Below are 11967 nucleotides of genomic sequence, written 5' to 3' on the forward strand. Positions count from 1 at the left end.
ATGGAGTACCGCAGTGTCCCGGGACTTCAAGCCGCACAACACGGCTCGATATTGCGGCTGACGCTGGACCGTGCCGATCGCCGGAACGCCGTCGACGACGTGATGCTCGATGCGATGATCGGCCACCTCGCGGCATCGGGAACAGACGAGTCGGTGCGGGTCATCCGCATCGATGCGCAGGGACCGGACTTCTGCGCCGGCTCCGACCTGATCGCCAACAACGCGAAATCAGAACGCAAACCCCGAGTCGGAAGCACGCAGCGGCGGCTGCCCAACAAGGCCAACCGGCTCATTCCGCTGATGCTGCAAACCCAGGTGCCGATCGTCGCGGTAGTGCGGGGCTGGGCGGCCGGCCTCGGATTTCACATCGCCATGGCCGCCGACTTCTGCGTGGCGGCCGACGACGCCAGGTTCTGGGAACCGTTCATGGCTCGCGGGTTCACCCCCGACAGCGGTGCGGCATGGTTGCTGCCCCGACTGATCGGCATGGTCCGCACCCGCCAGCTGCTGATGCTGGGCCAGGAGATATCCGGGACCACCGCGGCGGACTGGGGCATCATCCACGGCAGTGTCGAGGCGGACCAATTGGACTCCGACGCGGCCGAACTCGTGTCGATGCTCGGCGAAGCCCCCACCGTCGCACTGGGTCTGACCAAATGGCTGTTGCACAGCGGCCATGGACTCGACCTCGACCGCCATCTGCAGAACGAGGCCATGGCACTCGAGTTGTCCAGCCGCAGTGAGGACTTCCGCGAGGGTCTGGCCGCATTTCGGGACAAGCGCGACGCGAAGTTTCAGGGCCGATGACACGACTTCCGATCACCAGCAACAGCGGGGTCGCGGAGGCCGTCGCGGCTGTGGAGCAGTGGGTCGCCGACCAGGTACCGGCGGCGTGGCGGTCGGCGGCCGCGCGGGGTCCGAACGCCTTACGCGCCAACCGCAGCCCCGACGAATACCGGCAGTGGTACCCGGTCTTCGCGCAGTCGGGTCTGGTCGTCCCCACCTGGCTACCCGAGCACGGCGGACTCGGTGTCACCGCCGAAGTCGCCGGTGCCGTAGAAGCAGTGCTGCGGCCGCTGCGGCTGACCCGACTCAATCCGCTCGGCCTGAACAATACGGCGGCGGCGCTGTTCAGTCACGGCACCGAGGAACAGCGGCGGCGCTTCCTGCCGCCGATCGTGCGCAACGAGGAGAAGTGGTGCCAGCTGTTCAGCGAACCCGGCGCGGGATCCGATCTCGCCTCGCTCGCGACCCGCGCGGTGCGTGACGGTGACGATTGGGTGATCACCGGGCAGAAGGTCTGGACCACCTGGGCAGACGAGGCCGACTACGCGATCCTGCTCGCCCGCACCGACCCTGAGCAACCCAAGCACCAGGGCATCACCTACTTCCTGCTCGACATGCACCAACCCGGCGTCCAGGTACGGCCCCTGCGCCAGATCACCGGCGAATCCGAATTCAACGAAGTCTTTCTCGACGGCGCCCGGGTTCCCGACGCACATCGTGTCGGCGACGTCGACGACGGCTGGCGGGTCAGCGCTGCGACGCTGTCCAGCGAACGGCAGATGGTCTCGGGCTCCGGATCCGGTGGCATGGGCCGTCTCGGTGGGTTCAGCGCTGAACGATTGATCACCCTGGCTCAGGAGACCGGCCGCTGGGACGACCCGGTGATCAGGGTCAAGGTGATGCGGCTGTGGGCCCAGGAACAGGTCCGCGGTTGGACCAATGTGCGTGTGCGCAAAGCGCTCTCGGCGGGACAATCCCCCGGCGCGGCGTCGTCGATCGGCAAGGTGCATCAGGCGACCCTGAATCAGGAGATTCAAGATTTGATGGTGGACCTGCTGGGGACGTCCGCGGTCGCGTGGCCCGCCGGCGACGATCCGGACGAGTTGCCACCCGAGGTCCATGGCATGTTGCGCAGCCTGGCCAATGGGACCGAAGGCGGCACCACCGACATCAACAAGAACATCCTCGGCGAGCGGGTACTAGGTCTGCCCAGGGAGCCGGATCCGTGGAAGGGTAAGCCCTGGAAAGAGATTCCGCGCTCGTGAGCACCTACGAACGCCTGATCGTAGAGAAGTCGGACGGCATCGGCTGGCTCGTCTTGAACCGGCCGGACGCCGGCAACGCGTTCGATGCACTGATGCTCGACGAGCTGGAAGCCGCATGGGCCGACCTGGATACCGATCCCGAGGTGCGGGTGATCGTCAACACCGCCAACGGCCGGTCGTTCTGTACCGGGATGGACGTCGTGCAAGTCGCCCGCGACAAGCAGGCCATGCGACGGCATTCCCGGCGCACCAGGGATGCCGCGCTGAGGATCTCGTCGTGGCACTGCCAGGTGTGGAAGCCAGTCATCGCGGCCGTGAACGGCGTGTGCGCGGGCGGGGGGCTGCATCTGGTGGCCGACGCCGACATCGTGATCGCCGCCGACACTGCGTCCTTCGTCGACCCGCACGTATCGCTGGGTCAAGCGGTGGCTTATGAGGCGATCACCCTGTTGCGCAAGTCGCCGATGGAAGCGGTCACCCGAATGGCATTGAGCGGCAAAGGTGAACGCATCTCCGCCCAGCGCGCCTACGAGTTGGGGATGGTGTCCGAGGTGGTGCCGGTCGAGCGGTTGCGCCACACGGCAGAGCGGCTCGCCGCGGCCATCGCCACCAATTCACCGACGGCCATGCGGGCAACCAAGAAAGCGCTGTGGCGAGCGCTGGAAGTCGGTTTGACCCAGGCGCGCAGCGAAGCCGCCGACGAGATCTGGCGGCTACGCAACCATCCCGACCACGCAGAAGGTGTGCGGGCGTGGCGGGAAAAGCGCGTTGCGCAGTGGCAGCCGCTGTCGGATGTGGCGGAACTCCGATGACTTATCAGCGGCTGATCGTCGAGCGGCACGGTCCCGTCGGCTGGATCATCAACAACCGACCGGACCGTCTCAACGCATACGATGTCGTGATGCGCGCCGAATTCCCCAGGGCCTGGGCGGATCTGGATGCCGACCCTGCTGTCCGCGTCATCGTGCACACCGGCAACGGACGGGCTTTCCAGGTGGGTGCGGACGTCGAGGACCTGGACGGTGAAGCCGTGCAGCAGTTCCAGGAAACGATGCGGACGCTCGACCTCAAACTCACCGGCTGGCACTGCAACGTCGCAAAGCCGGTCATCACCGCCATCAACGGTGTCTGCGCGGGCGGCGGACTGCACTGGGTGGCTGACGCCGACATCGTCATCGCCGCCTCTGATGCGTCGTTCGTCGACCCGCACGTGTCCATCGGTCAGGTCTCTGCGCTGGAAACCATCGCGTTGATGCGCAAAGTGCCCGCCGAGGCCGTGTTACGGATGGCGTTGGTGGGCAGTCACGAGCGGTTGAGCGCACAGCGCGCTTACCAGCTCGGCATGATCAGCGAAGTCGTCGATCCACCCGAAAAGCTGCGTGACGTGGCGCAGGCACTCGCGGAAAAGATCGCCAGGAATTCGCCGGCCGCGATGCGGGCCACCAAACGGGCATTGTGGGGTGCGCTCGAGTACGGTCTGACCGACGCGTGCCGGGCCGGTGCCGAGCACCTGACGTCGATGTGGGGTCATCCGGACCAGAACGAAGGACCCGCCGCATTCGCAGACAAGAGAACGCCCAACTGGCAACCACTGGAACCAGATTCATGAGCCTGGCCGTCCTGCTCGACGGATTGCCCGACGTAGCGGTGCATACGCTCGTCGGCGACGTGACTGCCGGCGAGTTGTCCGCGAGCGCCGAGGGGCTCGGCGCGCTGCTGACCGAGTCGGGGTTGACGACCGGACAGGTCGTCGCGGCGATGTTGCCCAACGACGCGGTCACCGTCGCCGCACTGTTCGGCACCTGGCGGGCGGGTGGGGTCTACACCCCACTCAACCCACGGGCCGCCGACTCCGAACTGGCCGCTCAGCTCGAGATCCTGCGGCCAGTCGCGGTGATCACGACTCCCGCTCTGCGGCAACGCTTTTCCGGCTTCGGGCTGACCGTCGTCACCGGCGCGCACCTGCAATGGACGGCGGATCCCGCGGCGCGGCCCCTGACCAACCCCCGCCAGTACGACGACGACGTGGCGCTGCTGCAGTTCACCTCGGGGACCACCGGGCCGCCCAAGCCGGTGCCGTTGCGGCACGCGACCGTGCTCGACCTGATCGATCGGCTGCTGGCGAAACTTCGCGGGCCCAAATCCGCTGCCGGCGCGCTGACGAGGACACCGATGCCGAATCTGGTGCCGTTGTCGTTGTCCCTGTGGGCCGGAATCTACCAGGTGCTGTTCGCGTTTCGCGCTGGCTCGGGAGTGGTTCTGATGGAACGCTTTTCGCCGGCTGACTTCGCGGCGCTGGTTCGCAGACACCAGCTGCGTTCCGCGGTGTTGCCGCCGGCGGCGTTGACGATGGTGCTGCAGGACGTAGCGGTGACCGATCTGTCGCCGCTGAAGATCGTCCGGTCGATCACCGCTCCCCTGTCGCCGACGCAGGCCCGCCGATTCCGGGACAAGTTCGGCGTGCTTGTGCTCAACTCCTACGGCCAGACCGAACTCGGCGGCGAAGTCGTCGGCTGGTCGGCCGCCGACGCGCGGGAATGGGGCGAAACCAAACTGGGCTCGGTGGGACGGCCGCTGCCGGGCATCGACGTGACCATTGCCGACGACGAGGTGCTGGTCCGCACGCCGACCACCGCGGCACGCGACGTGGATCCCGCCTTCCTGGACCGGTTGACCGACGACGGGTGGTTCCACACCGGCGACCTCGGCTGGTTCGACGACGACGGCTTCCTGTGGCTGGACGGCAGGGTGTCGGACATGATCAATCGCGGCGGGCTGAAGGTGTTTCCCGGCACGGTCGAAGATGTGTTGATCGGAGCGGACGGCGTGCGGGATGCGGCGGTCGTCGGAGTTCCCGACGAAAGGCTCGGCGAGGTGCCCTGGGCGTTCGTGGTCCGTGCCGATCCGTCGCTGACCGAACCCGACCTGGTGGCCTGGTGCCGTGGCCGATTGACACCTTATCGCGTCCCGGTGCGGATCGTGTTCGTGGATACGCTGCCGCGCAACGACGTCGGCAAAGTCGTCAAACGTGAGCTCGTGGCACTCGCCGACGTGGCGCAGGCGCCTGTGCGGTACTGAGAATAGTTGATCTCGTTGCCCCGCACATGGCTCCGGCCGGGTGTGAGAACATATGTTCTCGTATTCGGATATAGTGATCTCCGAACCTGCGGAGGAGGCGGCTATGGCGGACGGACGGGCATTCGAGGTCTGGGATGCCGACAACCATATGTACGAGACCATCGACGCCTACACCCGCTATCTGCCGGAGAAGTACTCCGAGGCACTGAAATTCGTCGACATCAACGGCCGCAAGAAGCTGCAGATCCTCGGCACCGTCACCGAGTGCATTCCGAACCCGACCTACGAAGTGATCCCCACCCCCGGCGCCTGGGCCGACTACTACCGTGGAATCAACCCGGACGGCAAAACCCTGCGCGAACTCGCCAACCCGATCCGCTGTCCCGATGAATTCCGGCGCCCCGACCTGCGCCTGGCATTGATGGACCGCCAAGGTGTCGACGGCGCGGTGATGTTCCCGACCACGGCGGGCATGCTCGAAGAACGCACCAAATCCGACACCGAACTCACCCACGCGGTGACGCACGCGTTCAACCGCTGGCTGCGCGACGACTGGACCTTCAACTACCAGAACCGCATCTTCGCGGTGCCGGCGATCTCGCTCAACGATCCCGCCAAGGGCGTCGAGGAACTCGAGTGGTGCCTGGACAACGGAGCGAAGACGGTATTGATCCGGCCGGCCCCCGTCCCGCGTTCAGATGGCACTTCTCGCTCCCCCGCATTGCCCGAATTCGACGACTTCTGGCGCCTCGTCGAGTCGTCGGGCATCTCGGTGCAGATGCACAATTCCGATGCGGGATATGACCGCTACCTGAACGACTGGGAAGGCGGCGACGAGTTCCAGGGCTTCCAGCTGACCAAGCTTCGCGGGTTCATCTACGAGGAGAGCCGGCACATCTTCGACACGCTCGCGGCATTCATCGCCCACGGCGTGTTCGAACGCTTCCCCGGTCTGCGCATCGGCGTGGTCGAGAACGGCGGGTCGTGGGCACAGCGACTGATGGAGGTCTTCGACCGGGTGTACCGCAAGAAGCCGCGGGAGTTCAGCGAGCACCCATGCGACGTCTTCCGCAGGCATGTGTGGGTCAACCCGTTTCACGAAGAGGACATGTCCCATCTCATCGACGTGCTGGGCGCCGAGCGCGTGATGTTCGGCTCGGACTACCCGCACCCCGAAGGCCTGGCCGAGCCCGCGGAGTTCGTCAGGGAGCTCTCGGATCTGCCGGAGGCGACCGCGGCCCGGGTTATGGGCGGCAACCTCAAGGAGTTGATCGGCGTCTGAGGGGCTGGCGCGTTTGCGCGTGAATCCTGGGCTTTGCGCGTGAATCCTGGGCTTGCGCGTGAATCCTGGGCTTTGCGCGTGAATCCTGGGCTTTGCGCGTGAATCCTGGTAGGTATTTCGCCAATTTTTCCGCCGTGGCTTCACCCCGAAAGCCGTCACTTCACAACCAACGCCACGGATTCACACCGAAGCCGTGCGAGTAGGACCTGGATACGGCCAAACACCATTTCCCGGCGAGTCGACCGCCTCGCCAGGCCCAACGATCAGACCGGTCGGCGACGAGGACTAGCGACTCTCAGCCGGCAACAATGACGAGCCGAACAGAGGTGAACTTGCGCTTGCGGATCCGCCAGCCGTCACCGGTGCGCACCGCTTCGTCGTCGTAGTATCCGACCGCATTCACCCCAGAGCCGTCTGCGGCGAGTATCAACGCGTCGAGGTAGGTCCGCAGCGTCGCGGTGTCACCGTCGACGGCGACGACCTGGTTGCTCATCCGATGCATGGTGTTCGCGGCCCCCGCATGGGCCAGGTCCATGAACTCGGTGACCTCTGCCGCTCCGGTCCACTGCCCGACCTCGCCGTAGTCCAGCTCGGCATCCGCGGTGAAAACCGTTGAGAGCAGCTGGTATTGCCGACTGTCGATCGCAGTGGCGTAGCGAATCGTCAGATCGACAAGCTCGTCGCGGTCGGTCATTCGACGTCTCCGTTCGGGTGTACGACGACCCGGGGCGGCCCCTCGGATCTGCGCGCCTGATCCAGAGCGTCGGGCACGTCGTCTAATCCGATGATCCGGCCGATGCTGGGCAACGGATCGAGCCTGCCCTCGACCACGGCCTCGAGCACGCCGTACCAGTCCTGCGGCATAGGACCACCGCCGAACTGCAGGGTGAGCCCGTTGCGGGTGGCTTCGGTGATGTCGAGGGTGTCGCCGGTGTACCAGCCACCGGCGCAATAGATCCGGCTGTAGAACTCCGCCTCCTTGACCAGGTTCCCGATGAGTCCCGGAGCGCCGACGCACTCGAACACGACCGCCGGACCGCCGCGATGGTGTTCGGCCCGCACCTGGCGGAACACGTCGAACACCGACCGTTCGCCCGGATCCACCAAGACGTGCGCACCGAAGCTCGTCGCGGCGAGTTCGCGTCGTTCCGCTTTGAAGTCGGAGACGATGATCGGTTCGATGCCACGGGCGGACAGCGCCGCGACCGCGGACAGTCCGATCGCTCCGGCGCCGATCACGATCGGTGTCTCTCCGGGCTGAATGTTGGCGGCACGCACATAGAACTCGCCGACCGCGAACGCATCCACGACCGCTATGGCATCGCTGGAAACCGATCCGTCGACCACCCTGGCCGTGACCTCCGGTACAACCAGCAATTCGCCGAAACCGCCTGGCGCGTCCGGGTGTTGACCGATGATGCGCAGGCCGCCGGTGCCGCCGTCGACCAACCGGATCGGCATCGACGTGACGCGGGAACCGATCGGAAACGCATCGCTGCAGCCGGGGCCGTGGCCGATCACCTCGCCGACGAATTCGTGCCCCATCACGATGTCGCGGTCGGGGTCGTAGAGCGAGCGGCCCGTCGGGTCATCGACTCCGAGTTCGGGGTGGTCCATGAAGTGAACATCGGAAGCGCAGATCGCGGTGCTGAGGGTTTTCAGCAGCAGATCACCTGGACCGGGAACGGGATCGGCAGTCTCGCGGACTTTCAGCCGGCCGCCTCTCAACACCACTGCACGCAACGCGACTCACCTCCGCCGACCGTCCAACATTTTCGGATATTCGAGATAGGGTTCTCAGAATCCTGGAGTGACCGTAGAAGGCGTCTCCGCGCCAGTCAAGATCGCGGACGAAGTCATGCGGCCTACGTGAACCGCGTCCGCAGTTCGTTCTTCAGCACCTTGCCGGTGAGATTGCGCGGCAGTGCCTGTACCAACTCCAGGCGTTCCGGTGATTTGTGCCGGCTCAACCCCTGCGCCTGACAATGTTCGGCCAGCTCGGCCAGCGTGACGTCGCTCCCGTCCTCGGCAACCACCACGGCGCAAACCCGTTCTCCCGTAACAGGATCCGGTACACCGATGACCGCGACGTCGGCTACCGCGGGGTGTTCGGCCAGCACACCCTCGATCTCCAGCGCCGAGATGTTCTCCGCATTGCGGATAATCGCGTCCTTGATGCGGCCGGTGACGACGACGTTGCCGTCGGCGTTGATCCGCCCGCGATCACCGCTACGAAACCAGCCGTCGGCGTCGAAGGCGTCGGCGTCGAGCGAGCCGTCCACGTATCCGAGGAAGCACTGCGGTCCCTTGAGTCGAAGTTCGCCTTCCTCACCGGTGTCGACGTCGCGCTCGTTGTCATCGACGACGCGCACGGACACCCCCGGCACGGGCCGACCGACGGTGTTATCAAGAATCGCGGGCTCTCCGTCCGGTGGGGGCGAGGTCACGACGGGAAACTCGGTCAATCCCCATGAGTTTGCAACGCCTGCAACGGAAAAGGTCTCGCGAATTTGTCGCCCCAACTCAGCGGTGATGGGCGCGCCTCCCCCGACGCAACCGCGGAGATCGGGAAATAGCGGATCCGTGCCGTGCTCGCGCTGCGCGGCCATGAAGGCCACGAAGAAGGGGGTCGCCGAGCCGAGCATCGTCGGCCGATGCGCTGCGATCGCCTTTGGTGTGAGGACCGGATCGAATACGTCGAATAGAACCAGCCGCATGCCGGTGAGCAGACTCGCCGCCAGCATCGCCGCACCACCAATGTGTGACACAGGAAAGGCAATCGGGTTGACGTCACTGTTCGACGCACCGAACATGCCGACCACCCCAGCGGACCCGGCGATCACCGAGCGGTCGCAGTGCCGCACGCCCTTGGGTGCTGCGGTGGTACCCGATGAGTAGTAGACCCAGCGCGGCAGGGTTGCTTCCGTCGGCAGCGCGGGCAATAACGCGGGGTCACCGGCCGGAAGCCGTAGGCCGTCGGCAACCGGAGCCGCGTGGTCAACCACTACCACGGTCATCGGCCTATCCTTAGCGAGGCCTCCGGCGAGCTTGACATGGTCAAAGCCGCGCCACACACCCGGCACAATGATCACGTTGGTTCCGAGTTGCGCTGTCACGAAGCCGACTTCGCTCTCGCGCCAGATGGGCAGGATAGGGTTCTGGACGGCGCCGAGACGCGCCAGAGCGACCATGACAACCATCGTCTCCATCGTGGTCGGCAGCTGCCACGACACTACGGAGCCGTCGCGGACTCCGTCAGCAGCCAACGCCGCTGCCGTTTTCTCCGCTGCTTCGCGCAACTGGGAATTCGTGAGGCTGCGGCCAAAGTCATCAACGAGCACAATGCGGTCGGGGTGTGTCTGTGCTGCGGTTTCGACCAGGCCCCAATACGTTTCGGACATCAGCCGCTCGGCAACAACAGTCGACGTTTCGCGAGGATGTTACGCATTATCTCGGAGCTTCCACCGGAGATCGTATAGGCGCGCGACCACAACCAGCATTCTCGCAGACGCTGTTTGGCTCGCTGCACTTCCGTGTCGTTCGTGACGGATTCGCTTGTGGCGGCGGCGAGTTCGGCGCCGTAGGCAGAAATCCGATGGTAGGTCTCGGCGAAGCTGAGCTTGGCGATCGAGCCGTCGCCGGGTTGGTCGGCGCCGGCGATCAACCGCTCGACATGGTCGTCGATGAACGACTTCGCCACCTCGACCTCGACGCCCAATTCGGCGACGGCCTGGCGGATGTCGTCGTGCTCCCACGCCGGCGTGCCGTCGACGTGCCCGTGGCGCGCCACCGTCACCAGGTCGTCGATCAGCAGTTCGAGCAGCACCACGTTGCCGCCGATACCGAAGCGCTCGAAGTCCAGACCCGCCATGATGATCGACCAACCCTGACCCGCTTCGCCGACGAGACTGTCGGAACCGACCACCACACCGCTCAGGAAGACCTCGTTCACCTCGATCGCGTCCCCGACAGTGCGGATGGGCCGGACCTGGACGCCGGGCGCAGTCAACGGGACGGCGAACACCGAAAGGCCGTGATGACGTGACGACGTCGGATCCGTCCGGATCAGCGCCAAACCCATGTCGGCCCAATGCCCGTCGGTGATCCACGTTTTCTGTCCGTCGATGACCCAGCTGCCGTCGTCCTGCCGTACACCGCGGCTGCGGATTGCGGCGACGTCACTGCCCGCATCGGGTTCGCTGAAAAGCTGGCACCACACGTGCTCGCTGCTGCGGATCCGCGGCAACAGAGTCCGCTTCTGCTCCGGGGAGCCGAAGTGCAGCAGTACATGGGCAGCGAGATTGACCTGGTCGACCGGGCGCGGCGCCCGGGCGCGCAGGATCTCCTCGCTGACGATGCGGTCGTGTAGCGGATGATGGTCAGACCTGCCGCCGTACTCGACGGGCCAATCCGCACCGACGAAGCCCGCGTCGAACAATCCGGCGAACCAGCTGCGCAATTGCGCTTCCTGCGCGGCGTCCTTCGGCGCCCGATGCCCTTCACGGGCTTCGATGGTAGGCGCGTGTTGCGTGATGTGTGCCCTGACCCGAGTTCTGAACGCCGCCAACTGTTCTGCGCTCGGCCTGGACCCGAAATCGCTCACCAGCCAGACTCCTCGGCGAACAGGGCCCGGCTCGTCCGTGCGGTGCCGATTAGATGCCCGTTGTCGAACACCCGCCGCAATTCGTAGTGCAGCGGATACTCCCAGGTGAAGCCGATCCCGCCCGACAACTGCATGCATTCATCAACGGCGGCAGCCGCTTTCGCGGCAACGAAAGCATGAGCCGCCGTCGTCAACACCGCCGCGCGGTCCTCGCCCGCGGCGAGCGCGCGAGCCGCCCTCATCACGATGGCGCGTGCTTTGACCACGAAGACGAACAGTTCCACCAGCCGGTGCTGAACCGCCTGAAAGCTCGCGATCGGCGCCCCGAATGCGATGCGCTCCTTGAGGTAGGACGTCAGCCGCTCCAGCGTCATGGCGACAGCGCCGACCGAATCGGCGGCGACGAGCACGCGGGCGACCGCCGACAGCCGGCGCGCCAACTCGGCCGGGCCGATCGGCACACTCGGCACGCCGACAACGTCGACGGACCAAACTGGCCGGGTGACGTCCAACAGATCGCCGTCAGCTCGGCGACACTGTGGACCCGCGCCGTCGATGAGGTAAACACCGTTGTCTCGCAACGCCACAACAAGATCCACCACATCACCACGGACGATTCGCGTGCCGTCTCCCACGGCGATCCCGGCCGTGACGGCACCGCGCAAAAGGTCTGGCAGCCAACGCTGTCTGATTTCCTCGGGCGCCGCGGCGACCGCGGCTGCGGACACCACCGTCCCGAACCACGCCGAGCCATCCTGTGCCCGGCCGAGTTCCTCGGCGACGACGCACGACTCGACGGGGCGCCAGCCGGCACCGCCCAGGGTTTCGTCGACGAGCAGGCCGGTCCAGTCCAGCGCCGCCAGGGCGCCGATGCATTGGCTGTCTGCCCGCTCCGCCAGGAACTTGCGCGCCGACGACCGCAGCAACTCCAGGTCGACGTCGTCGTCCGGCAC

At 65.8% G+C, this 11967-nt stretch carries 11 protein-coding genes; 6 read left to right on the forward strand and 5 right to left on the reverse strand.

All coding sequences use genetic code 11. The features are described 5' to 3' along the window. From AC5Y46_RS16395 to AC5Y46_RS16420, 6 genes are all read left to right on the forward strand, one after another. Window positions 1–807, forward strand: a complete 807-nt coding sequence (locus AC5Y46_RS16395) for an enoyl-CoA hydratase/isomerase family protein (RefSeq protein ID WP_499992215.1) — start codon at window positions 1–3, stop codon at window positions 805–807. Beyond that, window positions 804–2051: an acyl-CoA dehydrogenase family protein gene (locus AC5Y46_RS16400; RefSeq protein WP_499992217.1), complete on the forward strand. Its 1248-nt coding sequence runs from the start codon at window positions 804–806 to the stop codon at window positions 2049–2051. Before AC5Y46_RS16395 ends, AC5Y46_RS16400 begins: the two co-directional genes overlap by 4 nt. Next, window positions 2048–2863: an enoyl-CoA hydratase/isomerase family protein gene (locus AC5Y46_RS16405; RefSeq protein WP_499992218.1), complete on the forward strand. Its 816-nt coding sequence runs from the start codon at window positions 2048–2050 to the stop codon at window positions 2861–2863. Before AC5Y46_RS16400 ends, AC5Y46_RS16405 begins: the two co-directional genes overlap by 4 nt. Further along, the gene (locus AC5Y46_RS16410) at window positions 2860–3660 is read left to right on the forward strand and encodes an enoyl-CoA hydratase/isomerase family protein (protein ID WP_499992219.1); all 801 of its coding nucleotides are present in this window, start codon (window positions 2860–2862) and stop codon (window positions 3658–3660) included. Before AC5Y46_RS16405 ends, AC5Y46_RS16410 begins: the two co-directional genes overlap by 4 nt. Then, on the forward strand, window positions 3657–5129 hold the full coding sequence (locus tag AC5Y46_RS16415) for a class I adenylate-forming enzyme family protein (RefSeq protein ID WP_499992220.1): 1473 nt from the start codon (window positions 3657–3659) through the stop codon (window positions 5127–5129). Before AC5Y46_RS16410 ends, AC5Y46_RS16415 begins: the two co-directional genes overlap by 4 nt. A gap of 103 nt (window positions 5130–5232) precedes the next feature. Continuing rightward, a complete protein-coding gene (locus AC5Y46_RS16420) occupies window positions 5233–6411 on the forward strand; it encodes an amidohydrolase family protein (RefSeq protein ID WP_499944901.1) in 1179 nt (392 codons plus the stop codon). Window positions 6412–6706: 295 nt separating this feature from the next. Here AC5Y46_RS16420 and AC5Y46_RS16425 read toward each other — a convergent pair whose 3' ends face one another. The 5 genes from AC5Y46_RS16425 to AC5Y46_RS16445 form a co-directional block, all read right to left on the reverse strand. Further along, window positions 6707–7105 carry a nuclear transport factor 2 family protein gene (locus tag AC5Y46_RS16425; protein ID WP_499992221.1) on the reverse strand — a complete coding sequence of 133 codons (399 nt, stop codon included), beginning with the start codon at window positions 7103–7105 and terminating at the stop codon, window positions 6707–6709. Further along, window positions 7102–8145, reverse strand: a complete 1044-nt coding sequence (locus tag AC5Y46_RS16430; protein ID WP_499992309.1) for a zinc-binding dehydrogenase — start codon at window positions 8143–8145, stop codon at window positions 7102–7104. The genes AC5Y46_RS16425 and AC5Y46_RS16430 overlap by 4 nt, the downstream gene beginning before the upstream one ends. A gap of 131 nt (window positions 8146–8276) precedes the next feature. Further along, the gene (locus AC5Y46_RS16435) at window positions 8277–9812 is read right to left on the reverse strand and encodes a class I adenylate-forming enzyme family protein (protein ID WP_499992222.1); all 1536 of its coding nucleotides are present in this window, start codon (window positions 9810–9812) and stop codon (window positions 8277–8279) included. After that, window positions 9812–11014, reverse strand: coding sequence for an acyl-CoA dehydrogenase family protein (locus tag AC5Y46_RS16440; RefSeq protein WP_499992224.1), 1203 nt, complete (start codon window positions 11012–11014; stop codon window positions 9812–9814). The genes AC5Y46_RS16435 and AC5Y46_RS16440 overlap by 1 nt, the downstream gene beginning before the upstream one ends. After that, the gene (locus AC5Y46_RS16445; protein ID WP_499992226.1) at window positions 11011–11967 is read right to left on the reverse strand and encodes an acyl-CoA dehydrogenase family protein; all 957 of its coding nucleotides are present in this window, start codon (window positions 11965–11967) and stop codon (window positions 11011–11013) included. The genes AC5Y46_RS16440 and AC5Y46_RS16445 overlap by 4 nt, the downstream gene beginning before the upstream one ends.

The sequence above is a fragment of the Mycobacterium sp. NGS59 genome (assembly GCF_059812345.1).